The sequence below is a fragment of the Mesorhizobium sp. B2-1-1 genome (assembly GCF_006442975.2).
In the GTDB taxonomy this organism is placed as follows: Bacteria; Pseudomonadota; Alphaproteobacteria; order Rhizobiales; family Rhizobiaceae; genus Mesorhizobium.
Genome location: NZ_CP083954.1, coordinates 929,090 through 953,675 on the forward strand (window position 1 = coordinate 929,090; position 24,586 = coordinate 953,675).

Genomic DNA, 24,586 nt, shown 5'->3' on the forward strand with positions numbered 1-24,586 from the left:
ATTGCTATTTGACGGCCCCGAGCGCCAGCCCCCGCACGAGGTAGCGCTGCAGCCAGATGAACAGGATCGCCACTGGCAACGTCGCCAGCAGCGTGGCGGCCATGACGTGATGCCATTCGATGGTGTAGCGCCCGGCGACCAGCGAGAACACCTGGATCGGCAGCGTATAGCTCTCCTGGCTGCGCAGCATGGTGAGCGCCACGACGAATTCGTTCCAGGCGTTGATGAAGGTGAAGATGGCGGTGACGGCAATGGCCGGCAGGCAGAGCGGCAGGAACACTTTGCGCAGCGTCAGCCAGCGGCCGGCGCCTTCCATCCAGGCCGCCTCCTCGAGATCGCGCGGGATGGTGTCGAAATAACTCTGCAGCATCCACACGGTGAAGGCGACGTTGAAGGCCATGTAGATGAAGCCGAGCGCGGTCGTCGATTCGACAAGGCCCCAGGCGGCCATCAGCCGGAACAGACCGAGCACCAGCACGATGGGCGAGATCATCTGCGAGATCAGCAGGAACTGGCGGAAGGCGCCATAGCCGGCAAAACGAAAGCGCGACATGGCATAGGCCGCCGGCACCGAGATCAGGATGGCGCCGACCGTGGCGATGACCGAGACATAGAGCGAATTGGCGAGCGCCCGGCCGAAGCCGGTCGCCACCCACATGTCGGCAAAATTCGACCAGCGGAATTCGCTCGGCCACCAGGTCGGCGACAGCACCTCCTGCCGCGGCTTGACCGCGGTCAGAAACATCACCGCGAAGGGGAAGATCGTCACCACGATCAGCGGCGCCAGCAGCAGCCAGGCGATGACGGTTCGTTTCAGCTTGCCCGCCATGCTCCTCATGCGCGCTGCTCCCGCATGGCGAGGCGCACATAGATCATGGTGAAGACCAGCAATATGGCGAACATCACCAGCGACACGGCGGAAGCCTCGCCCAGTTTGCCGATGCGGAAGGCGAGCTTGTAGAGGTGAGTGACCAGGATGTCGGTCGAATTGGCCGGCCCGCCCTGCGTCATCACCCAGATGATCGGGAAGGAATTGAAGACATAGATGGTGTTGAGCACGATGGCGATGTTGATGAACGGCTTCAGGAGCGGAAAGGTGATTTCGCGGAACTGCTGTGCCGGCGTCGCTCCTTCGAGCGCGGCGGCCTCGTAGAGATCGTCCGGAATCGAAGACAGGCCGCCGAGGAAGATCGTCGTGGTGAACGGCACCGTCACCAATATGCCGATCAGCACCTGCATCGGGAACGCCGTCTCGGCGCTGGCCAGCCATTGGACATTGTGATCGATCAGGCCGAGGCCGAGCAGCGCCGAATTCAGCATGCCGCTTTCGCCGCTCAGCGCCCAGCGCCAGACCACCGCCGTCATGGTCAGCGACACCGCCCAGGGCAGCATGATGATGACGCGGGCAAGGCCGCGGCCGTAAAAATCGGTGTTGAGGATGATCGCGACCGGGATCGACAGAAGCAGCGCGCCGCCAACCACCAGCACGGTCCATATCCCCGTGCGCCACAGTGCCGCGACGAAATCGGGATCGGTGGTGAGGGCGGCGAAATTGGCAAGGCCGCTGAATTCGCGCAGCTGGCCGAAGCGGTTGACGTCATGCGTGGCGATCTGGATCAGGTCCCAGACCGGCCAGAAGATCACGATTGCCGCCAGGAACAGGCTGGGCAAGGTCAGCAGATAGGGCAAGAAGCGATTTTGCATCGGCTGGCCTGCAACCTCGGCGCACGGGATCGGAAGGTTCTGCTTATGCGGATTTCGGATCGGGAGACCAAAGATGTGGCGCGCCCCGCCTGAGTGGGGCGCGCCACGGGCGCAGGGAGATACGCCCTATTTCTTCAGCACGGCGTTGGCCTTCGCCGCCGCATCCTTCAAACCCGCCTCCGGGTCGCCGCCGAGGTATATCTTCTGGATCGCATCCGACGTGATCTGGGCGATCTCCTCCCAGCCCGGAATGACCGGCGCGAAGCGCGCATCGGGCAGAAGCGCGGTGAAGGCGGCGAGGTCGGCATTGTTGACGTAATAGTCCATCTTGGCCTCTTCCTTGTTCACCGGCAGGAAGCCTTCGCCTTGCGTGAACTTGGCGCGCTGTTCCGTGGTGAACAGGAAGTCGAGCAGTTTCCAGGCCTCGTCCTTGTTCTTGGAGTTCTTGAACATGATGATGGAATCGGTGACGCCATAGGTGCCGCGCGCGCCGGTCGGGCCGGCGGGTATAGCCGCCACGCCGTATTTCAGGCTCGGCGCCTCTTCCTTGATCTGGTTGGACAGGAAGGGTGCGGTGATCATCATGCCGACCTTGCCCTGCTTGAACAGGTTCTGAACGTCCTCACGGTTGTTGGAGGTGACGCCGGGCTCCGTCAGGCCCTCGTCGATCATCGACTTGTAGAGCTTGGCGGCTTCGAGCGCGCCAGGCGTGCTCAAGCCCGATGTGCCGTCCTTGTTGAGGATCTCGGTGCCGTATGACCACATCGCATAGTAATAGTAGACGTCGGTCTCGATCTCCTTGCCCTGCAGGCCGAAGCCGAATGTGCCGGACCCCAGCGCCTTGATCTTGCGGGCGTCCTCCTGCAGCTCGGTCCAATTGGCCGGAGGCTTGGCGATGCCTGCTTTCTCGAACAGCTCCTTGTTGTAATACATGGCGCGCGCCGAAGCGGCGATCGGCAGGCCGTAGGTCTTGCCGTCCATGATCGAAGGCGACAGGAACGTGTCGATGAAACGGCCCTTGAAGTCTGGCGTGATGTAGCTGTCGAGCGGCTCGGCGACGTCCTGCTGCACGAAGTCGATCAGCCAGCGCGTGCCGATGATCGAGAGATCCGCATTGGTGCCGGCGGTGATGTCGGTGGTCAGCTTCTGCAAGAGCACATCCCACGGCACCACTTCGAACTTGACCGTGATGCCGGGGTTCTTTGCCTCGAACTCCTTCTTGACCTCCTCGAAGTAGGGGCCGGTCTTGGCGCTGTATTCGGCGACGGTGACGCGCACCTCGCCGGCTTGCGCCTGTGCCGCGAAGGCCAGCATGCTCATTCCGGCCATCAAGCCGACAGTCCATTTCGCAATGCTCATCCGATCTCTCCCATTTTGTTCCGCGCTTTTGCGCTCCTCACGCCGATGTTGGCGCAGGATTATGTGACTTTCCTACATTATCGAGGATCTGGCCGCACGCAAGCAGATTATCGTGTTGCTTAATTACATTCCATTCACTAGCCTGCCGACATCTGCCTAGAGCAGTTCACCGTTTCAAGGAAACGGAGAACCACTCTAACTCTTTGTTTTGACGCAATTCCGGACGGAAAACCGTATACACTTTCCTGGAATTGCTCGAACTGCCGGAGGAGCAAGCGCCGTGGTTTCGAAAGCCGAGTTCGAAGGCCGCACTGTCGTTGTCACGGGCGCCGGCGGTGGCCTCGGCTCGGCGATCGTCGCGTTGCTGGCCGGAAGAGGCGCGCGGGTGATCGGCTGCGATCAATCGGAGGAGGCGCTGGCAAGCCCGCACCTCGCCTCGCGTCATGTCTTCAACCTTCTCGACCGGGTTTCAGTCGAGGCAGCCATCGCGGCCGTGCTCGACAAGGACGGCGTGCCCGACATCCTGATCAACAATGCCGGCTGGACGCGCGCGGAGACGCTCGGCGCATTGACGACCGACAGGATAGGGCAGGAAGTCGATCTCAACCTGACCGGCGTGATGACTTTTGCCGACCCGCTGGTCAAGGCGATGGCGGCGCGCGGTTCGGGCAGCGTCGTCTTCATTTCTTCCGTCAACGCCATCGCCCATTTCGGCAACCCCGCCTATGCCGCCGCCAAAGCCGGTATCAACGCCTATGCCAAGGCGATCGCCGTCGAGCTCGGCCGCAGCGGCGTTCGCGCCAATGTCGTCTGTCCGGGATCGATCCGTACCGCCGCCTGGGACCATCGCCTGGCCAAGAACCCGGATATTCTCGGCAAGCTCCAGCGGCTCTATCCGCTCGGCCGCATCGTCAATGCCTCGGAGGTGGCGGAAGCCGTGGCGTTTCTTGCCTCCGACCGGGCGTCCGGCGTAACGGGCGTGGTGATGCCGGTGGATGCCGGCCTGACCGCCGGCTGCCTGCCGTTCATCGACGACATATTGGGAGCGTGACCATGACCGACGTCCAGTTCCGCGACCTTTCGAAATCCTTCGGCCAGCACAGCATCCTCGAGAACATCGACCTCGACATCGAGAGCGGCGAATTCGTCGTGCTGGTCGGCCCGTCCGGGTGCGGCAAGTCGACCTTGCTGCGCATGCTGGCTGGACTGGAAACGATAAGCTCGGGCGATCTCGTCATTGGCGGCGTGCGCGCCAACGACCTGCCGCCGCAGCAGCGCAACATCGCCATGGTCTTCCAGTCGTATGCGCTGTTTCCGCATCTCAAGGCCTCCGACAATATCGGCTTCGGACCGAAAATCCGCGGCGAGAGCCGCGCCGCGGTCGAGGACAAGGTCAAGAAGGCATCCGGCGTCCTCAACCTGTTCTCCTATCTCGACCGTTACCCCCGGCAATTGTCGGGCGGTCAGCGCCAGCGCGTCGCCATGGGCCGCGCCATCGTGCGCGAACCCTCGGTCTTCCTGTTCGACGAACCGCTATCCAACCTCGACGCGCAATTGCGGGTGCAGATGCGCACCGAGATCAAGGCGCTGCACCAGAGACTGAGATCGACGGTCGTCTATGTCACCCACGATCAGATCGAGGCCATGACAATGGCCGACCGCATCGTGGTGATGGATCGCGGCCGGATCCAGCAGGTCGGGCCGCCACTGGAGCTCTATGACCGGCCGGCCAACAAGTTCGTTGCCGGCTTTCTCGGCTCGCCCTCGATGAGTTTCGTTTCCGGGTCCCTCAAGACGACGGCCACGAACAGCTGGTTCGAATCGACCGGCGGCGGAAGGCTTGCGCTTGGCGGCAAAGAGGTGCCGACAGGCGGTGCGGTGGAGGCCGGCATCCGGCCCGAACATTTTGTCATCGGCGAAGCTGCCGACGCGATGACCATCAAGGTGGACGTCGTCGAGCCGACGGGCTCCGAAACCCATGTCTACGGCGCCATCGGCAGCGATACGGTGCGCGTCGTCTTCCGCGACCGGATGCAGGTGAAGCCGGGCGACCGCCTGCCGGTCTCGGTCGAGCCGCGCAACATCCATCTTTTCGAGAAGGCGACGGGCCTGCCTCTATGAAAGCACAAGCGTGAAGACAACGGCATGAAGACACCGGCCGACATCATCACCCGGTTGCAACTGATGTCGCAGGACGGCACCAAGTCGGATCGTCGGCTGGCGGGCCTGGTCCTGTCCGATCTCGATTTCGCCTCCAAGGCGGCGATCTCGGAGATCGCCGCGCGCGTCGGCGTCAGCGAGCCGACGGTGACCCGCTTCTGCCGCAATCTCGGCTGCGAAGGCCTGCGCGACTTCAAGTTCTACCTGGCGCAGGCGATCGCCATTGGCGGACAGTATCTGTCGCCTGAGCCGCTGAGCCGCGACGCCCGTGAGCAGCGCATCGCATCGGCCATCACCGAGGCGGCGATATCGGCCATCCAGCGCGCCAGCGAAAACCTCGACATGACGACGCTGGTCGATGTCGCCGCGCGCATTGCCACGTCAGGCAACGTGCTGTGTGTCGGCTCCGGCGGCATTTCCTCGATGATGGCGACCGAGATGCAGAACCGGCTGTTCAGGCTGGGCCTGCCGGTGCTGGCGCAGATCGACGGGCAATTGCAGCGCATGTACGCCGCCGTGGCCACGCCCGACACCACGCTGGTCGCCTTCTCGGTTTCCGGCTATGCACGGTCGGTCATCGAGGCGGTGCAGGTCGCGCAGCAATATGGCGCCACAACGGTCGCCGTCACCGCGCCGGACTCGGCATTGGCCAGGGCCGCCGACACCGTCATCCATTTGCAGCCGCTCGAGGACGGCAACATCTACAAGCCGACATCGTCGCGCTATGCGCTGCTGGCGATCGTCGACATGATCGTCACGTCGGTGGCCGAGACGCGCGGCCCGAAGGTGCTGGAGAATTTGCGCCGCATCAAGCAGAGCGTGAACACGCTGAAGGTCGACGATCCGCGTTTGCCGCTGGGCGATTGAACTTCAGGCCGAAGCACTGAGCGCCTCGATGCGCTGCATCAGCACCTGGGGTTCGCCCGTCACGCGCAGCGTCTTGAGCCGTGCCGTGCCGCCGACGACAACCGAAACGGCCGAGGCCGGCACTCCAAGCGTCTTGGCGGCCAGCTTCTCCAGCGCTCGATTGGCGGCGCCGTTTTCGGGCACGGCGCGGACCCGTGCCTTCAAATGGCTTCGCCCATCAGCCGATGTCTCTATGCTTTCGAACCTGTCCATGGAAGACTTCGGTGTCAGCCGGACGAACAATTCGATGCCGTTCTCGCGGATGCGGAACGGGGCACTCATGCGAGCATCGGGTTCACAGCACCAGCGGTGCCACGGTGGTGAGCAGGAACTGCCTGAGGAAGAACAGGATCAGCAGCAGGATGATCGGCGAGATGTCGATACCGCCAAGGTCCGGCATGAAACGTCGGATCGGCCTGAGCGCCGGTTCGGTCAGCCGGTAGAGCATATTGCCGATGCTGCCGACAAACTGGTTGCGCGAGTTGACGACGTTGAAGGCATAGAGCCAGGAAAAGATCGCCGAGATGATGATGACCCACCAATAGAGGTCGAGCGCCATGACGATTGTTTGAATGAGGGCGAGCATGCCGGTCTCCAATTGTTGCCGACATGTAGCCATTGCGCGCGAAACCGGCAAGGGCAGGCTTCGGCCGCCAGGATTTCGGCAAAACGTCGCCTTGACAGAAAACTGCCGTGCCCGATAAATGCGCCATCCGCTGGACGGGGCTGTAGCTCAGCTGGGAGAGCGCGTCGTTCGCAATGACGAGGTCAGGGGTTCGATCCCCCTCAGCTCCACCAGCGGAATTTAGAGGGCATATCCTCCAGTAAATTCAACTAGATAGCCAAAACGGCATCTTTCGTTTGGCCCACGCATTTGGCCCACGTTTAGGCTGAGGCCGACTGCTCCGCGCTCCTCATATCCTCGGCATACCATTGCAGGGCTACCCAAGGGTCGTCCTCCAATCTCATCGCCTCAGCGTGGGCCTCGCTCTCCCCTAGGATGTCCCGAACACGCTCAAGGTGTCCTTCACGCCACGATGCCACGTCCGCCTGAAGAGTGCTGTATTCGATTTCCATGTGGGTCTTGCTCCTACCGGTCACCCGCCCCGTGATTGGGGCAGATGTCCTCAGATAGGGGTTCGCTCTTGAGGTCGTCAAATCAAATAAATTCAACACGTTAGAGGAGTATCTCCCCTGCCGGAGACGCCTATGCGCCAGAGGCCGTGCGCAATCATGGCCAGAGCGCATTCAGGGCTTCTTAGGTGTCCTACACCAGCGAACCCCCGAACGCCTCCCGACGCCGCTACCGCACAGCCCTATGGGGCTGTAACTGGTGAGTGGACGGGAACGGTCGATACTTCACAGCCCGCAACCCGGTCGCGTCACTTTCCACGACATCAATCCCCGCCCATGCGCCTGCGGTGCGATCCCGCTTCCACATTTGCATGCCGCCTATGGTGACCCTGACAGGCTCGCTAGGGTCAACGCCTCGCTTGACCAGTTCCCGACACAAGACCGGCACAGGGTCCTTGCGCGTCGTGGTCTTCTCGATTTCCTCGCCCCGTAGAGTGGTGGCGGCAGTGAGTGATCCTCGATATTCGATATGTAGCATTTGCTCCTTGCTGTTGTGCGGTTTGGCCCGCTTGGCTCGCTACGCTGCGCTGAGGGGTGTTTGTCTCTGGACGGTAGATCGTACCGGCGCGACCGCGAACACGCTCTGGCGGTCATCCCGCACAGCGTTCTGTGGGTGTCTGGGTGGGTGTTAGGGTGAGTGGTCCTCGGCCACGAATGGCCTGCGGGGTAGAGCCCGAAGGGGGCTTTGAGCTTGGGGCAATGGTTCACCGGGATGGCGACCTGACCCCCTTCGGGTTTTCTTCTGGTGCGGAATGCTGCCTACAGGCCGAGCCCCTTCCGCATCTTAGCCACCTCGACGCAGTGCTGGTGGAAGATCGAGAAATCACCCCTCAACGCCGCCTTACGGAACGTCGGGAGGTCCTGCTCGTCAACGTGATCCATCCATGTGGCATGGTCGATCCCGTACTGGCTAAACACATCTCGATTGAGAGTTGCAATGAAGCCAGCCTCGACAACCATAGCCTGCGCCTCAGTGATCCCGAACTCCTCGCCGACAGGGATTTCTCCAAGGTCGACGAAAGCATCTGCAAGGAACTTCTGCTGCTCCTCGGTGTGGGTCTCCCGAAGGCTATCGAGGGTTTCGTTGGTCTTCGATTGAAGCTCCTCCACGCCCATGGCCTTCAGCTCGGCGTCAAGGGCTTCGAGGTCAGCGGCTTCGAGGTCAGCGATGGTGTCTTGGTCGTCTTTGATCTCGTAGTCTTCCGGGTTCAGGTTATCGAGGTCAATGTCGTCATCACCCCAATCCGACACCTCCGAGGGGATTTCTCCCTCCGAAGGCTGTCCAAGGTCGGACTGGGTTACCGAAAACGGTAGCCGTATGGCCTCAGGGCTTCGTCAAGTCCTGCACCGTAATCCTCGGCGCTAATCTCGCCAGCCTCATACATCTCACGGGCCTGCTTAGGTCCAAGCTGGATGCCACCAACCGTCACCGGGATGGTGTCGACAAGAGCCCTAGGCGGCACTGCAAATGCACTGCTGTCACTCTCGGGGGCCGGTGCGTTCAACTGCTCGACCTTGGTCACGCCGTTCGAGATGCTGACACGCTGGCTGAGGGTACCGCGCTGCTGCTGCTGGTACCAAGCATTACCCGCAAGGGAGACTTCCGTTGCCGCTGCAACCTGTGCCCGCAACTTCGCCGCCTTCTCGTCATAAGCAGCCTTGGCCGAAGCGTGTTTAGCCCGCTCGACGAACTCATCCCGCTGCTGCTGGCTCATATTGGCGAATGCCTGCTCGGTGACTGACATCGGCTTATCGCTGTCTTTGCCGCTCATCTGGTCGTCGCTGTATCTATCGTTAGACATGGTTGGTTCCTTCAATGGTGATGGTCCCCACAGCGGGATGCTGCGGGGTTTTGGTAGTTGGGGTGGTGAGTGGTGTTGCAGGGCCTCAGCGGCGCGGCTGGAGGCCATAGCTGTGGATTGGTGGTGAGTGGTCAACCGCCGGGGCCGCTACGGTAGGGCTTAGGCTGGCCTTGCGGGGGCGCATGTACAGCTCGGCCATTCGCCGCATCATGTCGCCAGCTTCAAGCTCGCGATAGCCGTAGACGGCATAGCATCGCCCAGCGACCATTAAGGCGTCTGGGATACCAGAAAGCCGGTCCAGTTCGGATGCCCGACCTTCCTCCATCCTGCCCAACGCTTCGATGATGGCGAGGGCCTGTTCTCGGGTCGGCCAATCTGCAAGCGCTGGGAGAAACTGGCTCACAGGCCTTCCCTGTTGTGCTGGAGCCATGGCGTCTTGGCGTGAGCCTTGGCCGTTCCGAAGCGGAAGAGGTGGTCGAGGTGCTGGCCACCATCCGCCCCACCGGAATACCAGCCAAAGTCGCGGTCAGCATCCCACCTCGGTCCAATCCATGCCAGTGACCTGCGGATTAGGTCGAACTGGTCTCGCTTGGCCTGACCCAGCCGCTTCCACGCGAACTGGTCATAGTGAACGGTGACGCCTTTCTCGCGCCGCTTCTCACGTCGATCTGCCGCTGCCTTAATGGAATGGGTGCGGGCCTGCTTGGTCCGGGTGGAGAGTTTGGTATCAGGGACGTTGCGATAGCCGGGGGCATTGACGAGGTGCTGTTTCCAGTCGGTGCGGTCGCCCTGCGATGCCCGCAGCGCTGTCTTGGCCTGTCGCTTGGCTGTGGCTGCTGTGGCAAGGGCGTCGTCGGGATCGTGGTCCTGATCGTCGGGTGTAAACTCTCGCTCGTGAAGGAATAGAGCCTTATCGAACGGTCGTGCGTCGTCTGTCATGTCATGCGTGTTCCTCTCTGCATTATTTCGGGGTAAATCTCCGCAAAGCCTTATGGGACAAGGCGTTGAGGCCTCCAATGCGCCCCCCGCACCGCGACATTTCGCACTAAGGAGGTTTTCCTAAGCAAATTCAATCGGTTACTTCAGAACTCATCTTCAGGTATCTCGACAGGTGGCAGCGTCGGCCCACCCCCAGCCGCCTTAGCAGCCATCTGGGCAACCCCCATAATGTTCCCCGCTATGGTCGCCCTGAGGTCATCGCTCTTGATGCCTCTAAATGCAGCCATGAATTGATCAAGGTTTGATGCGGCAATCTGAGCCAGTTCAGGGTCCATGTCTTTCCTCCCGAAGTTTGCTGTGGGTTGCGCTATCATCTTCCTAGCAATCATCATCCGATAGATCGAAGGAAAGTCCTGCTTCATCCAGTCAGGAAGCCTACGATCACTGACAATGCCACCAAGTTCATTGGCCATCTGTCGAGCTGACTTGATCCCACGCTTTCCAATACGATGATTGCCAGCCTCTATATACGCCCTGAACTGCTCCCGACGCTCCACCATCGTGTATCTGAGGCCATGCGTTCGGTTCCGCTGAACACCGGCCCATCGCCACCCCTCGCGTGGCAGCCCATAGACCACCTCGGCATTGATCGAGGTCAGCCCTAAAGCTGCCGTAGCGTGGAACCGATGGTGCCCGTCGAGCAGCACAAAGCCCTTGGACAGGTCGGCATCGTCAATCGGGGTGACCGTGACAGCCTGGAATACCGCCCCGGCCTTCATCGCTTCCTGATATTCCTTGACTGTCGCCCAGCGCGTGGCCACCCGAACCTGCACCGCCGGTTCAATGACGATGCCGCTCAGGGCAAGCGTTCGGATGTCAGGCGTGTTCACCGCGTGTGGCTCTCGGTTTGTGGGGCTCGCTGTCTCTGCCCGCAACTTCGCTTCATGGTTCTGATTGTCTCCTTTGATGGCATTGGTGGGTGGTGAGTTTGTCGGGACGTCCTGACAAAGTGCCGACTGTCGCTTCCGCAAAGTATCCCCTCGGGCTGTCCTTGCGGTGCCGTTGGGGTCGAGGTGTGCTGCGGTCGGGATGATCCTTTCCACAGCGTGGAGTTGTTCGATTGAGAGTTTGGCCAGCTTGGCGGCGATGCGGGACAGGGTGGCGTCACGCTCGTCCGGTTCGGGTGGTGGCTGGAACTTGAGGCGCTGCTCCACTTTGTCACCACGTGGTGGCAAACTGGCCTTGGCCTTGGCTCGCTGCTCCGCTTTTCCATGGACCATGGAAACCTTAGCTTCCCGGTGGCGGCTGGAACTTGATGCGCTGTTCCACTTTTCTGTCGCCGACAGAAATCTTGGCAGCCCTGCGCTCCCGGTGCCGACTGTCGCCACGAAACACATAGAGGCGCAGACGAGCGCGTGGGGATTTCGGCTTCGTAGTGCCATGGTTGTCCCTGTTCGGCTTCATAGTGCCACTGTGGTCCCTATTAGCAATCGCTAACGGACCCGCTCCGTAAACCTACTGTTCACCCTAACCCGCATCTATCAGCCGCTGCACCTGGGACGCAGAGAACGGCTGACCCTTCGCGGTCGTGTGGCCAAGCTGTGCAAGCTCCGCTGCAATTTCCCGCAGGCTCTTTGCCTTACCCGTCTTTGGGCTCTTGCGCGCCAATCGCTTCGCCTCGCGGATCACCTCGGGATTGGACACCCGGTAGCCGTGGTTGCCCTCTACGCGCCTTCCAAGCTCCTTAGACTTCCGATCACGAGCGCCCCTGAGCTTCGCCACAAGCTGCGCCTTCTCGAACTGTGAGACGGCACCAAGTATCTGCCGCACCATGGCAGCGGTCGGCGTGTCATTCGTGAAGCTGTCTGGCGCATCGACCGGGATCAATTCATAGCCGAGACCCTGTAGGAGCTTGTGGCCCGCTATCTGCACAGCAAGGTCGCGGGCGAACCGGCTGGCGTTCTCGATAAGGATCACCCTCGCGCCATTGCCAGCCATGTATTCAAGGAGGTCTTGGAAGCCCGGGCGTGTGTCAATCGGATCAGCCCCGCTCACAGCCGCGTCATTGAACTCCCGAACGACCTTGATCCCGTGTCGCTTGGCATAGGCGTCGATAGCCTGCTGCTGCCGTGGCGCGCTGTCGCCGTCGACATTGGTCCGTGAGGAGGTCCGAAGATAGGCAACTGCCGTGGTCATTCTATGTGGTCCGATCCCATGTGCTGCAAGCCACCGGGCTCGCTATCTGTACCTTGTACCTGAGAATTAGGTACAAAGTCAAGGTCCACCGCCCGCCCCCCCCCCCCCCGTCCAGTCTCATCGCAGGTGCATTGCCAGCCACACCATCTAACAGCGCTGGCGCGTCGACCGCACAGCAAGGCGAGGCTGTCTGGGATTGCCTGAGGGTGCCCTGTGGTGGAACCGAGGGGGTACGGGGGGTATCGCGCGCTGCCCTATATCTGATGGGTCGGACGGATTTTTGCGTCAGATATTTCGGTTGCTTCCGGTGTCGAACTGACAAATGCTACCCAAAGCACTTGGGCTAAGGGCAGGGCCAATGAAGGAACTGAGGGGTGAGAGCTATTGGCATGTAACCGACCGTGGCGGCATCCTTCTCCACAACGTCCGGATTGGTAAGGGCTGGTGTGCAAGTATCTCATACTTCGCTAAAGGTGAGCTGGCAGATGCGTTTACCCCCTACTCTCAGCTCGCTGGCGGCAGTGATAAGGAGCGCGTTTGGGAAAGCGTACGGGCAACTCACTTCCCCGACCTTCCAAGTCGCCAAAAGGCACTCTTTGTCTTCCCCTCCAAAGAGAATGCTGAGAGGGCTATCCAGGAATGGTACACCGGTCAGGACAAAGTCATTGTAGAAGTGCGTCTCTCAATGGACGTCAAACTTCACATAGCAGACGCCCGTCATCTCGATCACCTCCCGAGCCTATGGCCAGATGCCACCATGCGTTATTGGCAGGGGGCAATTACTGACAATCCACGACCTGAAGCGTTGGTCGAAGGAGTTGTCTACTTTCCAGGTTGGGAACACGAGCCATTCGAACTGATGTTGTCCCGATAGCGCGAGCCTTCCTAACGGCTGGCTGGCAGCTTCACAGTCTCCACACAGGCCACCTTCTGCGCATCGCTCGGCCCACCTTTATTGTAACCGCCGAACGTCTGCCCCTTGCGTCCCTCGGCGTGGCCCACGACTGCCGCAACGGTTGTCTCGGGTATGCCCGCATGTTCCGTCTGTTCGACGAACCAGCGTCGGCACGAATGGAAGTTAACAAGGCTCCTGCGCTTGCCGGGCCGCATGTCATCCACCTTCAGGGCCTTGCGATAACGGTTGAAGCGCTTCCCAAAGGTGTCGCTGGGGTCGCGCTCGCCTGCCAGTTCATGGAACAGCCATTCCTTCGGCTTCTTGTCCTTGGTCCGCCGCTTCACGATCTCCTCCAGGTCGGGGTGCATCGGCACCTTCCGGGGTGCTGACCCGGTCTTGCCGTGCTGGAGATCGAACAGATCATCATGCACATCCTCGACCCAGAGCGTAATGACCTCCGCCAGCCGCATCCCCGACAGGCACGAGATACGCAGGGCGTCGGCTATCTGGTGCCGGAACTCCTCGCTTATCTTGTCCTTGGGATAGTCGGCATAGAGTAGCTTCCGAAGCTCCTCAGCCTCGAATGGTCGCTCGTCATTCCCCCGTTCGCCGCGCTCCACCCGCCGCTTATTATCGGGCAGCATCTGGCCAAGCCATGGGCTTTCGATGGCCTTGCCGTTCATGACTGCACCGGCAACATGGCCTCGCAACGTGAGGTAGTCCCAATATCCGCGCAGCGCCGTCATGTGCTTCTTAGCGGTCCTGCGATCCATCGGTTCAATGATGGCGACCACGTATTTGCCAGCGCTCTTGCGGTCGATGTCAGGCAGCTTCAAACCTTCTTGCGAACACCAGCGGGCGAACCGCTTCACAAGCCCCCGCCGCTCGCTCGTGGTCTTGTCGGCGAGCCCTATGGCCTTCAGATACGCTTCAACATGCTCGTCAATGGGAACCTTGCCGGTGAAGGCGTCTTCAAACTCCTTGCGCTGTGACCCCCGCAGCCGCTCGCTCTCATCCTCAGCAAGGCCCATAGCGAAATCCAACTGGCTGTGGTTATCGGTGGCCTTGAGGTCGACCAGAGCTTCGCGCCAGACGGTGCCGCGCTCTCGTGCTGACATCGTGGCTGGGCTGATCACCTTGCCCGCCGCGATCTGTTTGAACAGGCTCCGGGTATCCCGCTCGGCTTGATCCCGCCGCTCCATTGCCACGCGCATGTCGCTGGTCTGGAGGTTCTCCCGGTGATGGGTCTTGCCATCGAAGTGGCTGCGCATGGCGACCGGAACCCCGATCTTGAACCACCATATCCGGCGCTTCAATTCGAGGTGTCGTCTGGCACTATTTCGCTGCTTCGGCATAGAAAGACCCCCAGTTTGGCCCACGCATTTGGCCCACGTCCCGGGGGTCTATTGCATTGATTTACAAGGATATCAAGGGTATAGGTAGCTTCAGCGTCGATCCCCCTCAGCTCCACCAGCGGGATAGTCGTTTTCTTCTCTTCGCTGCATTGCAACAGCCGAACCCACGTCGGTGGCTACGGTGCGAAATGTCACGACACTGGCGCCCTTTTCCGTCCATCATGAAGGATTGCGAGAGCCTTCCGGGGCAAACGCCTGTCAATTGGACTTATGGCGGTGATCGCTATGGAATCGCGCTATTTTTTTTGGAATCCACCCCATTAGAGTGACATTACCAAATCAGTTTTTTCTGTGTGTTGTAGCAAGGCGTTTCGGTGGGGGCGGCTGACGGCGCTATACGGATTTGGAAGTCGATATGAAGAACCCGCCCGCGGAAGCAAAACGTGTCAATTCGCGAGTATCTCGCTGCAAATCTCAGACGGCTCTGTAAGGAGCATGCCTCGGTAAGCGCGGTATGCCGGGAACTGGGCATCAATCGCACGCAGTTCGAACGCTACCTTCAGGGACAGACTGTTCCGAACAAAGCGACAGCCAAGCTGATCTGCGACTATTTCCGCATCGACGAAGCCGAATTGTACCGGGAACCGGGCGCGCCGAAACCTGCGGTTCGCGGCCTGCCACCGATTTCCGAAAGCCTGTTCAACCAAATGATCCGGCCGCCCGCCCCGTCGATCGCGGGCGGCACCTACTTCACCTATTTTTCGATCCCGGCCCGCCCCGACCTGTTGATGCGGTCGGTGACCTTCGTGCGGCGCGACGCCGAGCTGGTGACGTTCCGAAGGGTTACCGGATGGTCGGAGCGCCGGGGAACGACATGGGCGCGGGCGCGCGGCAATCACTACGGCGTGGCGATCTCGCGCCTGAACTGGATCTACTTCAGCGGCGTCAATCGCCGCCAGACCGGTGAACCATCGCTGATCTCGGTGCAGTGGGCTCCCATCTCGGAACCGGTACTGATTGGCAAGGCCATGCTTCTGACGGAAGCCGGGCCGGCCTTCGTGTCGGTCATCATGCGGCAGGACGTATCCATCGGCCCGCGGCAGGCGATCCGCATGGCGCACGTCGTCAAGCTCGACGACCCGAGCCTCGACCAGCTCGTGGTCAGCCTCGCTCGGGAGGGGCTGGACTGATCGCGTCAGAATCTTCCCTTTTACGCTAAATAAGAATAACTCTATCCGGAAATAGCGTATGCCGGCAGTCATCTACTCCGTATGTGAGTAAAATCGATTTTTTGTACTTTACAGACAAGAAAGATAATTTAGTTTAATGCAGTTTTACTACCATTTTAACAAACCATTAACTCTTTCGATCTTACCTTCCGCCCGTGGATCCCGTTTTGGGGATCTTTTCAACAGATCCCATTTGGGGTCAGGAAGGGATGAAAATGGCGAAGAAAGTGAACACTGCTCCGAAGCTGACGATTGCCGCAGGCACCCAGACCGTCTTCTTTTCGCAGGGCATGCACTACAACAAGCGCTGAGCTGCCCGAGGCGCCGGCGACGGTTGTTCGTCGGCGCCTCGCCTTCGCAATGACATTTCTGCATTCGGCTTTCGGCATCATGAAAATGCGCTCCGCAAAAACGCTTGTCTTCTACCCCGGCGCCAACAAGGTCACGGCGTGCAATTTCCTGACCAGAAGCGTCTTCGAATGCAGTTCCGAGGTGATCGGTCTTCTCGCATCCTGGGACAAATGGGCATCCGCCGCGGAGATCGCGCGGGACCACGGATGGTCGCGATCAGAGCTGGATGCCGTCATCCCCCAATTGCTCGATTTTTCCGCACTGGTGACCGCCGGGTCGCAACTGGCCGAACAGGAGAGCCAATTCTCGGGACAATGGAACTGGGGCATTCCGACCGCGCTGATGCATTTCTGCGTCCAGGACAGCGAGTTCATGACCATCGAACAGGCGGAGGCACGGCAGATCGAACGCGCCGGTCACACCGTGCAGCCCGACCTCGTGCTCAGGAATTCCGCGACGGCCATCCGGCTGCCGGACGCGCTGGACGACAATGAACTCATTGCCCTGATGGCGCAGCGTCGCACGAACCGAACGGCGGCGGCGCCCACCATCACCGCGAAACAGCTTTCCGACTGTCTGTTCGCGGGCATGGGCATCACCGGCGAGACCAGCAACTGCATTGGCGCCCTGCCGCTGGGCATGACCCCTTCCGGCGGCGCGAGAAACCCCTACGAAGCCTATGTGGTCGCGCCGGCGGTGGAAGGGCTGGAGCCCGGCGTCTATCACTACTCGGCTGTCGGACACGATCTTGAAAGGATTTCGGCGAACCACCTGCCGAAAGTCTCCGAGCTGGTCGGCGGACAGGAATGGGCCGACCCCATGCCCTGCCTGGTCCTGCTCTGCGCAAGGCTCGACCGCACCATGTGGAAGTATGAGGACGCCAACGCCTATCGTGTCGTGCTGATCGAAGCTGGCCATATCGGCCAGAACATGATGCTTGCAGCGACCAGGCACGGCCTGTCGGCCTGCCCGACCGCGGCGCTCAGCCACTCGGCGATCAAGCGCCTGCTCGGCCTCGACCGGCTCACCGACGCGCCCATCTACGCCTTGACACTGTCTATCCCGGAAACCGATCCGCGCCCGGCAGCGGGGTCGATCAATTAGCCGATTGATTATGTTCAGAGTGCCCGGTGAGGGGGTCCCCTGAATTCCACCACATCACAGGAGCAGCACGTGGCCAACCAATCCCTACGCCAGTCCGAGATCGATAGTCTCCAATATATCGCATCGATGGCCAATGAGCTGGTGCAGATGGCCGAAGCAAGCCGTTTCCCCATGATCTCCTATCTGCTGGGCATGGCTTATGCCGAGGCCTTCGACGTCCTTCGCGGCGCCCGGCCGGCCAGGCATCCGCAGCTCAGCGGCAATTCGATGCACCCCAGGACGCAGGCGAAAGACAATCGCGTCCAGCCGAGGAGGGCATAGCCAGATGCAGCCATCATCTCTGTGGCGTGCCCCGGGGACGTGCGCGGCAAGGCCTGCTGCCGTCCTTGAGGAAGGCCGCTGTCGGCTTGACCGCATCGAGATGGCCGATTGGTTGGAACACGCGGGCGCAGAGGCAACATCATCCAAGGCCGGCCGGCCGATGCCGCTGCGATCCCTGCAATGATCGCCCGCAGCCCGCCGAACCGGCCTTTATGCACGACGACCTGAGGGGAACCCACAAATGAACATGATCGCAGCCATCAAAAGCGCCGATGTCGGTGAAAATGTCTTCAGCCGCCTCCATGCCCTGATCGCCAGCCGGCCGGCATCGCCGGATGCGGCGCGCCTGCAAGCGCGCCAACTGGTTTCCACGGCGATAGCCGACACCTGGCATGCCGACAGTCTCTGGGGCGCGGTGGATGCCTTCCATGCCCATTTCGACTTCATGATGCAGACCATCGAGATCAACGGCACCGGCGATCCGAACCTCAGGATCCTGCGCATGAGATGCCGCTTCTACCTCGAGCAGGTCGAGGCTCTGTGTCTGTCGATGAGCTATCGGTAGGCCGACCCTTCGACCTTGCTTTGATCCGTGTATGTCGTTTCTCCCGAACCGGGTTCAGTTTTGGGCGGCATGCATCAGTTCCGAAGGCTGAATACGAATGGCGCCGTGCGGCTGACGCGCGAACCCAGCTCCGGCGGCGGCGGCGGCACGGTGGCGCCCTGCAGCACGGCGAGCGCGGCGCGGTCGAGGTCGGGATCGCCCGAGGAGCGGACGATGCGCGCCGACGTCACCCGGCCTGAGGCGTCCACCGTGAAGGTGACGTTCGCATTGCCTTGCGAGCGTCGCGATTTCGCGGCGCTCGGATAGCGCGTATGCCGTTTGATCCATGACAGCAGCCGCGATTCCCACTTGGCCGGGCTGACGCCGGACGCCCCGGACGCCGATTTCGGCGCCGCCGTCCTGGTGGCGGGCTTTGCCTCCGCGCTCGCGGCGGTTACCGTCTTCGGCGGCGGCGCCTTATCCTTCTTCGGCTTGGGTTTCTCGACCGGCTTTTTCACCTTGGCCTGGACGGGTTTCTTTTCCCTGGGCGTCTCGACCGGCTTCGGCTGCGGCAGCGGCACGACGACGTCAGGCGCGACCGTCTCGACCATGTCAGGGACGATCTCTTCAAGCGGGGGTTGGTCGGCCGGCTCAGCCCGCGTCGTTTCAGTCGGTTCGGTCGTGTCAGGCGGCGTTGCATCCGGCTCGGCAACGGGCTCCGCTTGCTCGACCATTTTCTCGGGCTCGGCTTCGGCGGCCTTTTCGGTGTCCTCGACCGGCTCGGCCTGGTCGGGCACAGCGGCGTCCAACATCGCGGCTTGTTCGGGCACGGCCGGCGTCGCGACCATCGGCGCCATCTCGATGGCCAGCGCCGGCGGCGCCCCGCCATCCGCCGGGTCGACCGGGCTGAAGCTCTGCACCGCATAGGCGACCGCAACATGCGCCCCAAGCACCAGCGTGGCCGCAACCGCCCACAGGCCGAGGTCGCGCCAGCCGAGGCGCGACAGCTCCACCGTTGGCAAGGCGGCCGCTTGCCCGGTCATGGACCAGCGGCTCCGCTTGGCGCCACTGCGGGAGCATCGCCGGCGTGCGCAGCCTCCAGGCCGACCAGGGCGATCTTCAGGTAGCCGGCGCCGCGCAGCAGGTTCATCGCCTCCATCAGGTCACCATAGGCAACCGCCTTGTCGGCGCGAAGGAAGATGCGCGCCTGCTTGTCGCCTTTGGTCCTGCCGTCAAGCGTGGCGGCGAAAACCTGGCGCGGCACGGTGTCGTTGCCGATCGCCAGCGAGAGGTCATCCTTCAACGTCAGGAACAGCGGCGTCTCCGGCCGCGGCGCCGGCGTCGCGGTCGAGCCCGGCAGGTCGACATTGACATCCACCGTCGCCAAGGGCGCTGCGACCATGAAGATGATCAGCAGCACCAGGATGACGTCGATGAAGGGCGTGACATTGATCTCGTGGCTTTCCTCGAGATCGTCGTCCATGGTCTGACGGATGCGGCTGCCCAAGGTCTTGCCCCGCTACTGCGCCGCCAGCGCCGTTGCCGCCGCCACCGTGCGGAAATCGAGGTCACGGCTGACCAGCCGCTCGACGCCAGCCGAGGCGTCGGCGAGGATCTGCCGGTAGCCGGCTATCGAGCGCGCAAAGACGTTGTAGATGACGACGGCCGGTATCGCGGCGACGAGCCCCATTGCGGTGGCGAGAAGGGCTTCGGCAATGCCCGGCGCCACCACCGCCAGATTGGTGGTCTGCGCCTGCGAAATGCCGATGAAGGCGTTCATGATGCCCCATACCGTGCCGAACAGACCGACGAAAGGCGCGGTCGAGCCGATCGTCGCCAGCAGGCCGGTGCCGCGCGACATGCGTCGCGCCGCCGCCGCCTCGATGCGTGTCAGGCGCGAGGCGACCCGTTCCTTCAGCCCGTCGCCGCCGGCATGGTCGAGCGCGCCGGCCGAAAGTGCCGCTTCTTCCTCCGCCGCCCGCACCAGCAGGGCGCCGGTGCCGCCGTTGCGGTCGAGCGCGCGGCTCGCCTGCTTCAGCGTCGCGGCATTGCCGATGGCCCGCGCGGCGCGACGAGCGCCAAGCTTGCCGGCAAGCACTTCCAGCGACTTGGCCAGCCATATCGTCCAGGTGACGAGCGAGGCGAAGGCCAGCCCGATCATCACCGCCTTGACGATGATGTCGGCAGCCATGAACATGCCCCATGGCGACAAATCGTGCGGCAAGCTCAGCGCCGGCGAGGGCTCGGCCGCGGTACCGGCCCCGGCTTGCGGCTGTGCAGGCGCTAGGGCTCCCACGGGAGCGGCGGGCGCGGCCGGCGATGGTGCTGGCGCCGTAATGGTGGCGGGCGTGCCGCTTGCCGGCTGCTCCTGCGCCGGCGCGCTGGCGGCCGCCAGCATGGCGGATGCAAACAGCGCTGCGACCAAACCGGTTCTCGACATCGTCTTCTTCCTCGTTCTCACAGCCGCCAGTCTTCCCCGCCGTGGCGCTGAAGCGTCACAGGACGTAGCCGACGGGCTGGCCTGTGACGGGGTGCGCGAACACCCCCATCTCGACCCCGAAAATGCCCTTGAGCACATCGCCTTGCATGATTTCGCCGGGCGTGCCGCGCGTCAGCAGCCTGCCGTCCTTCAGGGCAATCAGCTCGTCGCAATAGCGCGCCGCCATGTTGGGATCGTGCAGCACCACGACGACGCAAAGGTCGCGCTTGCGGCTGAGATACCTGACCAACCCAAGCACCTCGACCTGATGGGCGATGTCGAGCGCCGAGATAGGCTCATCGAGCAGCATGACGCCGGCATTCTGCGCCACCAGCATGGCGAGCCAGGCGCGCTGGCGCTCGCCGCCCGACAGCTCGTCGACCAGCCGGTCGGCAAAGCCGGCCATGTCGGTCAGGGCCAGCGCTTCCTCGACATGCCGTCTGTCGTCCTGGCCGAAGCGGCCGAGCGCGCCATGCCACGGATAACGTCCGAGCGCCGCCAGCTCGCGCACGGTCAAGCCGGTCGCCGCCGGCGTCGTCTGCGGCAGATAGGCAAGCGCCCGCGCCAGTTCGCGCGCACCCCACTGGGCCAAAGGCCGCCTGGCGAAGGTGATGGCGCCAGCGCTTGCCGGCTGCTGGCGCGCCAAAAGCTTGACCAGCGTCGACTTGCCGGACCCGTTGTGGCCGATCAGCCCGTAGACGCGCGCACACTGCAATTCGAGCGAAACCGGACCGAGCAGCGTCCGCTCGCCCACGGCAAAGCGCACCGCGTCGATGTGGAAAGCAGTCTGGGTGTCAATTCCGGTCAAGGTCCGTCTCCAGTACGGCTGCGGGCATGTCATCAATCCGGTTTTCGGCAGCCGTGCCCGGTTGACTATGAAACATGACTTTACTAGTCAACAATGAAGTTGAGTTTTTGCATCAACAAAATATCGTGACGCCTGATGCCGCTTCGAATTTCAGGCAAGGAAGCGTTTCCGTGAAGCGATGAACCGCTCTAAGGTCTTCGCTGAAACAGGAAACCGCGCATGATCAAGGCGACACCCTTCGATTTTCCCTATGACGGCAGGCTGGTGGCCGAGAACACCGCGCTGGTCGTGATCGACCTGCAGCAGGATTTCCTGTCGACGACGGGTTACTTCGCCAGGAAGGGATATGATCCGTCGCCGTTGAGAGCGATCCTGCTCGCGGTGAGCCGGCTGATCGCCGCTGCCCGCGAGGCGGGCGTCAGCATCGTCCATACAAGGCAGGGCTACCGGGCCGACATGGCCGACATGACGCCGTACGAGAAATGGCGCCGCAGGCGGGCCGGCCTCGACGGCACCGAGATCCTGCTTCGTTCGGGTCCGGGTTTTCAGATCGTTCCGGAGATCGACGTCGCGCCGCAGGACATCATCGTCGACAAGACCTGCAACGGCGCCTTCACCTATACGGATTTCGAGCTCGTGCTGCGCGCGCGAGGCATCACGCATCTTCTGTTTTGCGGATGCACTACGGATGTCTGCGTGCACACGACGCTGCGCGAAGCCTGCGATCGCAACTTCCAGTGCCTGACGATCTCCGACGCCTGCGCCAGCGGCGACGGACGGGCGCATGAGGCGGCCCTTCACATGGTGACGGTCGAAGACGGCGTCTTCGGCGTGCTGGCGGATTCTGGTGCAGTCATTGAAGGCCTGTCACGGCTGGGTAGCAAGGCGCGTTAAAGGATTAGGTACCGCAGAGCAGCCTCGCACGTCATAGACACGGCAGGATAGCACCCTCCGGCAGGCCAGAGCGGTTGGAAAGGAAATTTCTCCGCAGTTCAGCCCGTTGCCCGTGTTTCCAGTCCCGTGCGCTGCGCGAAAGCCCCATGCTGGAACTCGCCGCTTTCACGCCGCGCCAGCGAATTGCGCAGCAGCGCGATCGTCTCGCGGCCGACTGTCGCGATCTCGCGCGGCGTGTCGACACCGACGATCATGAATTCATCGATGCCGAGAGCCGCGTAAGCAAGCAGCGACAGGGCGGCCTGGGCCGGCGGACCGGAGACATCGACCGCCTTGTGCCCTGCCGAGGAAATTCCCCGGTGGATGCGGACCGGAAGGGCGAAGCGTAGTCTGGCGGCCCGGCCATGTTCGACGGCGGCGCCGCGCACACGCTCCATCAACTGCCTGACATCGTCGATCGAACCGGGCGCCAGTTCGAAGACGTCGGCATGCCGGCCGGCCACTTTCAGTGCCGTGCCGGACTGCCCGCCCATGCGGATGACGAGGTCGGCACCATGAGGCCCCTTGCGCGGAACATAGCCGCCCTTGATGCTGTAGAACGCGCCTTCGTGGTCGAAAGGCCGCTCGTTCGACCATAGCCGCTTCAACAGAACCAGATACTCGTCGATGCGCTGCCAGAGGACACCGTGTCCGACCGGACGCGCTTCGGCATCGTCGTCGCTTAACGGCTCGCTGATCATCCTGAGCGCCAGGCGGCCGCCGCTGCGGGCGTCGATCGAGGCAAGCTGCCGCGCCGCCACGGTCGGTTCGACCACGCCGGCCCAATGGGTGAGGACCACTTCCAGCGACGAGCTGCGGTCCAGCACCTGGGCGGCAAGATCCATATTGGTCAGCAGGCCGGCCGGATCGTCGACGACGAGGTTGCGGAAACCGCCATCCTCGATCAGCGCCAGCCTGGTCGCCGTCTCGGCAAAGTCGTAGAAAAAGGAAACTGCGCTATCGGCAGGATAGGTCTTGCCGGGCACATGCGTGAATTCGATCGGCATTGCCATCTCCTCCATCTCTGGAATCACGGATGCGGTCAGATACGAATCAATGGCGCACGCGAAAGCGCACCGGGATCCGGTTCATTCAACTCCGATTGCCTGAAGGCGGTGGGTCGTCAGCCTGGCCGGACCACGGCTCAGGGAATGAGGCCCAGAACAACAGCCCCGGTGAACACGAACGCAAGGGCAAAGACGACATAGGCGAAAGCACCGGCATAGGCCGGGCGGAAGCTCTGGGCATTGGCCAGCCTCTGGCCGCTGCTGCGGGTCTCGGTGTTCTGCATATAGGACATGTCGACCTCCGTCTCGCCGGTTAATCTATAAAAGTTGTAGACTTTGTCGATTGCTATTTTTCGGCCATGCGCAGAATTTTTTTCTAACAGCGCCGTGAGAACTGGCGCTGAGTTGCTGCAGAGCGGCATCGGCGTGATCGACGGACATGGCAGCGTCGGTTTCACTTCCGGCGCTCGACGGCACTTCACTTGCCGATCCATTCGTGCATTGGCCGCCCCGCGCGGGCAGGATAGCATCGCGGCAGAGCGACAATGCGAGATCGTCCAAAGGACATTTGGGAGGAGCAAGGAAATGGGAGCAAGACTGGCCGGCAAGGTCGCCATCGTTTCGGGCGGCGCGACGGGAATGGGCGGGGCGGCCTCGGAACTGTTCGCGGCGGAAGGCGCAAAGGTGGCGATCATCGACCGCAATGGCGAAGCGGCGGCAGCCACCGCCGCGGCGATCCGGGCGCGCGGCCAAATCGCGGAGCATTTTGTCGCCGACGTTTCCGACGAGGCGCAGGTCGAGGCGGCCGTGAAGGGCGCGGCCGAGAAGTTCGGCGCGGTTACCGTCCTGTTCAATCATGCCGGCACCATCGTGATAAAGCCGTTCCTGGAGACCAGCGTGCAGGAATGGGACTGGCTGCATGCCGTCAACGTGCGCTCGATGTTCCTGATGACCCGCGCCGTGCTGCCCGGCATGATCGCGGCCGGCGGCGGCTCGATCGTCTGCACCTCGTCGATCTCGGCGGTGGCGGCGACGCCGAACGAAGTGCTCTATGACACCACCAAGGGCGCCTGTCACATGTTCGCGCGCGCCATCGCCGTGGAATTCCGCGACCGCAACATCCGCTGCAACGCCGTCTGCCCCGGCTTCATCCGCACACCGCATGGGCTGCGCGAGGTCGCCGATCTGGGTAAGCTCGGCGTCGATGTCTCCGACGCGGCGTTGGCCGCACAGCAGGGGCGGATCGGCGAACCGGAAGAGGTGGCAAAGGCGGCGCTGTACCTCGCCAGCGACGAGTCGAGCTTCGTCAACGGGGCCCATCTGTTCGTCGACAATGGTTTTACCGCGATGTGAGGTGTCC

Annotated in this window: 27 protein-coding genes and 1 tRNA gene; 11 read left to right on the forward strand and 17 right to left on the reverse strand. The window is 62.2% G+C overall.

Features of this window, described 5'->3' with window-relative positions:
* Positions 1–4: 4 nt before the first annotated feature.
* The 3 genes from FJ972_RS04430 to FJ972_RS04440 all read right to left on the reverse strand — a co-directional run bounded on the left by FJ972_RS04430 (position 5) and on the right by FJ972_RS04440 (position 3,063).
* Positions 5–829, reverse strand: a complete 825-nt coding sequence (locus tag FJ972_RS04430) for a carbohydrate ABC transporter permease (RefSeq protein ID WP_140524682.1) — start codon at positions 827–829, stop codon at positions 5–7.
* A 5-nt stretch (positions 830–834) separates the two neighbouring features.
* Positions 835–1,704 carry a carbohydrate ABC transporter permease gene (locus tag FJ972_RS04435; RefSeq protein ID WP_140492500.1) on the reverse strand — a complete coding sequence of 290 codons (870 nt, stop codon included), beginning with the start codon at positions 1,702–1,704 and terminating at the stop codon, positions 835–837.
* Positions 1,705–1,830: 126 nt separating this feature from the next.
* Entirely contained in the window at positions 1,831–3,063 is a 1,233-nt protein-coding gene (locus tag FJ972_RS04440) for an ABC transporter substrate-binding protein (RefSeq protein WP_140492503.1), read from the reverse strand.
* Positions 3,064–3,343: 280 nt separating this feature from the next.
* Between FJ972_RS04440 and FJ972_RS04445 the strand changes: the two genes are divergently transcribed.
* The 3 genes from FJ972_RS04445 to FJ972_RS04455 are packed head-to-tail and all read left to right on the forward strand — an operon-like array spanning position 3,344 to position 6,090.
* Entirely contained in the window at positions 3,344–4,114 is a 771-nt protein-coding gene (locus tag FJ972_RS04445) for an SDR family NAD(P)-dependent oxidoreductase (protein WP_140492506.1), read from the forward strand.
* A gap of 2 nt (positions 4,115–4,116) precedes the next feature.
* Positions 4,117–5,184, forward strand: coding sequence for an ABC transporter ATP-binding protein (locus FJ972_RS04450; RefSeq protein WP_140524624.1), 1,068 nt, complete (start codon positions 4,117–4,119; stop codon positions 5,182–5,184).
* 24 nt (positions 5,185–5,208) lie between these two features.
* Positions 5,209–6,090 (forward strand): MurR/RpiR family transcriptional regulator, encoded by an 882-nt coding sequence (locus FJ972_RS04455; protein ID WP_140492512.1) that lies wholly within the window; start codon positions 5,209–5,211, stop codon positions 6,088–6,090.
* 3 nt (positions 6,091–6,093) lie between these two features.
* Here the strand turns inward: FJ972_RS04455 and FJ972_RS04460 are convergent, their stop codons facing one another.
* Complete coding sequence (locus FJ972_RS04460) at positions 6,094–6,411, reverse strand: DUF167 family protein (RefSeq protein WP_140492515.1); 318 nt, start codon at positions 6,409–6,411, stop codon at positions 6,094–6,096.
* A 13-nt stretch (positions 6,412–6,424) separates the two neighbouring features.
* Positions 6,425–6,715: a YggT family protein gene (locus tag FJ972_RS04465; protein ID WP_140492518.1), complete on the reverse strand. Its 291-nt coding sequence runs from the start codon at positions 6,713–6,715 to the stop codon at positions 6,425–6,427.
* A gap of 136 nt (positions 6,716–6,851) precedes the next feature.
* Here FJ972_RS04465 and FJ972_RS04470 point away from each other — a divergent pair.
* Positions 6,852–6,927, forward strand: a tRNA-Ala gene (locus FJ972_RS04470).
* A 1,095-nt stretch (positions 6,928–8,022) separates the two neighbouring features.
* On the opposite strand, the gene FJ972_RS04475 is transcribed toward FJ972_RS04470, so the two are convergent.
* From FJ972_RS04475 to FJ972_RS04495, 5 genes are all read right to left on the reverse strand, one after another.
* Positions 8,023–8,514 carry a hypothetical protein gene (locus tag FJ972_RS04475; protein ID WP_140524626.1) on the reverse strand — a complete coding sequence of 164 codons (492 nt, stop codon included), beginning with the start codon at positions 8,512–8,514 and terminating at the stop codon, positions 8,023–8,025.
* Between the two features lie 47 nt (positions 8,515–8,561).
* On the reverse strand, positions 8,562–9,065 hold the full coding sequence (locus FJ972_RS04480; RefSeq protein WP_140524628.1) for a hypothetical protein: 504 nt from the start codon (positions 9,063–9,065) through the stop codon (positions 8,562–8,564).
* A 399-nt stretch (positions 9,066–9,464) separates the two neighbouring features.
* A complete protein-coding gene (locus tag FJ972_RS04485) occupies positions 9,465–10,004 on the reverse strand; it encodes a hypothetical protein (RefSeq protein WP_140524629.1) in 540 nt (179 codons plus the stop codon).
* Positions 10,005–10,147: 143 nt separating this feature from the next.
* Positions 10,148–11,284 (reverse strand): hypothetical protein, encoded by a 1,137-nt coding sequence (locus FJ972_RS04490; protein ID WP_140524631.1) that lies wholly within the window; start codon positions 11,282–11,284, stop codon positions 10,148–10,150.
* A gap of 247 nt (positions 11,285–11,531) precedes the next feature.
* Positions 11,532–12,200, reverse strand: coding sequence for a recombinase family protein (locus FJ972_RS04495; protein WP_140524632.1), 669 nt, complete (start codon positions 12,198–12,200; stop codon positions 11,532–11,534).
* Positions 12,201–12,558: 358 nt separating this feature from the next.
* Between FJ972_RS04495 and FJ972_RS04500 the strand changes: the two genes are divergently transcribed.
* Positions 12,559–13,074: a hypothetical protein gene (locus tag FJ972_RS04500; RefSeq protein ID WP_140524633.1), complete on the forward strand. Its 516-nt coding sequence runs from the start codon at positions 12,559–12,561 to the stop codon at positions 13,072–13,074.
* An 11-nt stretch (positions 13,075–13,085) separates the two neighbouring features.
* On the opposite strand, the gene FJ972_RS04505 is transcribed toward FJ972_RS04500, so the two are convergent.
* Positions 13,086–14,450 (reverse strand): tyrosine-type recombinase/integrase, encoded by a 1,365-nt coding sequence (locus FJ972_RS04505; protein WP_140524634.1) that lies wholly within the window; start codon positions 14,448–14,450, stop codon positions 13,086–13,088.
* A gap of 443 nt (positions 14,451–14,893) precedes the next feature.
* Here FJ972_RS04505 and FJ972_RS04510 point away from each other — a divergent pair, with 443 nt between their 5' ends.
* The 4 genes from FJ972_RS04510 (at position 14,894) to FJ972_RS04525 (ending at position 18,020) form a co-directional block, all read left to right on the forward strand.
* Positions 14,894–15,640, forward strand: a complete 747-nt coding sequence (locus tag FJ972_RS04510) for a helix-turn-helix domain-containing protein (RefSeq protein ID WP_140524635.1) — start codon at positions 14,894–14,896, stop codon at positions 15,638–15,640.
* Positions 15,641–16,039: 399 nt separating this feature from the next.
* On the forward strand, positions 16,040–17,134 hold the full coding sequence (locus FJ972_RS04515) for a SagB/ThcOx family dehydrogenase (RefSeq protein ID WP_226880501.1): 1,095 nt from the start codon (positions 16,040–16,042) through the stop codon (positions 17,132–17,134).
* A gap of 69 nt (positions 17,135–17,203) precedes the next feature.
* Positions 17,204–17,455, forward strand: a complete 252-nt coding sequence (locus tag FJ972_RS04520) for a hypothetical protein (protein ID WP_140492525.1) — start codon at positions 17,204–17,206, stop codon at positions 17,453–17,455.
* Positions 17,456–17,696: 241 nt separating this feature from the next.
* Entirely contained in the window at positions 17,697–18,020 is a 324-nt protein-coding gene (locus tag FJ972_RS04525) for a hypothetical protein (protein WP_140524636.1), read from the forward strand.
* Between the two features lie 74 nt (positions 18,021–18,094).
* Here FJ972_RS04525 and FJ972_RS04530 read toward each other — a convergent pair whose 3' ends face one another.
* Genes FJ972_RS04530 through FJ972_RS04545 form a run of 4 tightly spaced genes read right to left on the reverse strand, consistent with a single transcriptional unit; the run spans position 18,095 to position 21,286 of the window.
* Complete coding sequence (locus FJ972_RS04530) at positions 18,095–19,042, reverse strand: energy transducer TonB (protein ID WP_140524637.1); 948 nt, start codon at positions 19,040–19,042, stop codon at positions 18,095–18,097.
* Positions 19,039–19,506, reverse strand: coding sequence for a TonB system transport protein ExbD (gene exbD, locus FJ972_RS04535; protein ID WP_140524638.1), 468 nt, complete (start codon positions 19,504–19,506; stop codon positions 19,039–19,041). Before exbD ends, FJ972_RS04530 begins: the two co-directional genes overlap by 4 nt.
* A gap of 12 nt (positions 19,507–19,518) precedes the next feature.
* Complete coding sequence (exbB, locus tag FJ972_RS04540) at positions 19,519–20,439, reverse strand: tonB-system energizer ExbB (protein ID WP_140524639.1); 921 nt, start codon at positions 20,437–20,439, stop codon at positions 19,519–19,521.
* Between the two features lie 55 nt (positions 20,440–20,494).
* The gene (locus FJ972_RS04545; protein WP_210239833.1) at positions 20,495–21,286 is read right to left on the reverse strand and encodes an ATP-binding cassette domain-containing protein; all 792 of its coding nucleotides are present in this window, start codon (positions 21,284–21,286) and stop codon (positions 20,495–20,497) included.
* 219 nt (positions 21,287–21,505) lie between these two features.
* On the opposite strand from FJ972_RS04545, the gene FJ972_RS04550 reads away from it, so the two are divergent.
* Positions 21,506–22,180, forward strand: coding sequence for a cysteine hydrolase family protein (locus tag FJ972_RS04550; RefSeq protein WP_140524641.1), 675 nt, complete (start codon positions 21,506–21,508; stop codon positions 22,178–22,180).
* Positions 22,181–22,278: 98 nt separating this feature from the next.
* Here the strand turns inward: FJ972_RS04550 and FJ972_RS04555 are convergent, their stop codons facing one another.
* Together FJ972_RS04555 and FJ972_RS04560 are read right to left on the reverse strand one after the other, a co-directional pair.
* Positions 22,279–23,226 (reverse strand): LLM class flavin-dependent oxidoreductase, encoded by a 948-nt coding sequence (locus FJ972_RS04555; protein ID WP_140524642.1) that lies wholly within the window; start codon positions 23,224–23,226, stop codon positions 22,279–22,281.
* A gap of 137 nt (positions 23,227–23,363) precedes the next feature.
* A complete protein-coding gene (locus tag FJ972_RS04560) occupies positions 23,364–23,519 on the reverse strand; it encodes a hypothetical protein (protein WP_140492547.1) in 156 nt (51 codons plus the stop codon).
* Between the two features lie 292 nt (positions 23,520–23,811).
* On the opposite strand from FJ972_RS04560, the gene FJ972_RS04565 reads away from it, so the two are divergent.
* Complete coding sequence (locus FJ972_RS04565) at positions 23,812–24,579, forward strand: SDR family NAD(P)-dependent oxidoreductase (protein WP_140492551.1); 768 nt, start codon at positions 23,812–23,814, stop codon at positions 24,577–24,579.
* Positions 24,580–24,586: the final 7 nt, after the last annotated feature.

What these genes read in the sequence shown, in the direction of transcription:
- FJ972_RS04430 (WP_140524682.1), bottom strand. Translation starts at nt 829, where the DNA reads ATGGCGGGCAAGCTGAAACGAACCGTCATCGCCTGGCTGCTGCTGGCG.
- FJ972_RS04435 (WP_140492500.1), bottom strand. Translation starts at nt 1,704, where the DNA reads ATGCAAAATCGCTTCTTGCCCTATCTGCTGACCTTGCCCAGCCTGTTC.
- FJ972_RS04440 (WP_140492503.1), bottom strand. Translation starts at nt 3,063, where the DNA reads ATGAGCATTGCGAAATGGACTGTCGGCTTGATGGCCGGAATGAGCATG.
- FJ972_RS04450 (WP_140524624.1), top strand. Translation starts at nt 4,117, where the DNA reads ATGACCGACGTCCAGTTCCGCGACCTTTCGAAATCCTTCGGCCAGCAC.
- FJ972_RS04455 (WP_140492512.1), top strand. Translation starts at nt 5,209, where the DNA reads ATGAAGACACCGGCCGACATCATCACCCGGTTGCAACTGATGTCGCAG.
- FJ972_RS04460 (WP_140492515.1), bottom strand. Translation starts at nt 6,411, where the DNA reads ATGAGTGCCCCGTTCCGCATCCGCGAGAACGGCATCGAATTGTTCGTC.
- FJ972_RS04465 (WP_140492518.1), bottom strand. Translation starts at nt 6,715, where the DNA reads ATGCTCGCCCTCATTCAAACAATCGTCATGGCGCTCGACCTCTATTGG.
- FJ972_RS04480 (WP_140524628.1), bottom strand. Translation starts at nt 9,065, where the DNA reads ATGTCTAACGATAGATACAGCGACGACCAGATGAGCGGCAAAGACAGC.
- FJ972_RS04485 (WP_140524629.1), bottom strand. Translation starts at nt 10,004, where the DNA reads ATGACAGACGACGCACGACCGTTCGATAAGGCTCTATTCCTTCACGAG.
- FJ972_RS04490 (WP_140524631.1), bottom strand. Translation starts at nt 11,284, where the DNA reads ATGGTCCATGGAAAAGCGGAGCAGCGAGCCAAGGCCAAGGCCAGTTTG.
- FJ972_RS04495 (WP_140524632.1), bottom strand. Translation starts at nt 12,200, where the DNA reads ATGACCACGGCAGTTGCCTATCTTCGGACCTCCTCACGGACCAATGTC.
- FJ972_RS04500 (WP_140524633.1), top strand. Translation starts at nt 12,559, where the DNA reads ATGAAGGAACTGAGGGGTGAGAGCTATTGGCATGTAACCGACCGTGGC.
- FJ972_RS04505 (WP_140524634.1), bottom strand. Translation starts at nt 14,450, where the DNA reads ATGCCGAAGCAGCGAAATAGTGCCAGACGACACCTCGAATTGAAGCGC.
- FJ972_RS04515 (WP_226880501.1), top strand. Translation starts at nt 16,040, where the DNA reads ATGACATTTCTGCATTCGGCTTTCGGCATCATGAAAATGCGCTCCGCA.
- FJ972_RS04525 (WP_140524636.1), top strand. Translation starts at nt 17,697, where the DNA reads ATGAACATGATCGCAGCCATCAAAAGCGCCGATGTCGGTGAAAATGTC.
- FJ972_RS04530 (WP_140524637.1), bottom strand. Translation starts at nt 19,042, where the DNA reads ATGACCGGGCAAGCGGCCGCCTTGCCAACGGTGGAGCTGTCGCGCCTC.
- exbB (WP_140524639.1), bottom strand. Translation starts at nt 20,439, where the DNA reads ATGTCGAGAACCGGTTTGGTCGCAGCGCTGTTTGCATCCGCCATGCTG.
- FJ972_RS04550 (WP_140524641.1), top strand. Translation starts at nt 21,506, where the DNA reads ATGATCAAGGCGACACCCTTCGATTTTCCCTATGACGGCAGGCTGGTG.
- FJ972_RS04555 (WP_140524642.1), bottom strand. Translation starts at nt 23,226, where the DNA reads ATGCCGATCGAATTCACGCATGTGCCCGGCAAGACCTATCCTGCCGAT.
- FJ972_RS04560 (WP_140492547.1), bottom strand. Translation starts at nt 23,519, where the DNA reads ATGTCCTATATGCAGAACACCGAGACCCGCAGCAGCGGCCAGAGGCTG.
- FJ972_RS04565 (WP_140492551.1), top strand. Translation starts at nt 23,812, where the DNA reads ATGGGAGCAAGACTGGCCGGCAAGGTCGCCATCGTTTCGGGCGGCGCG.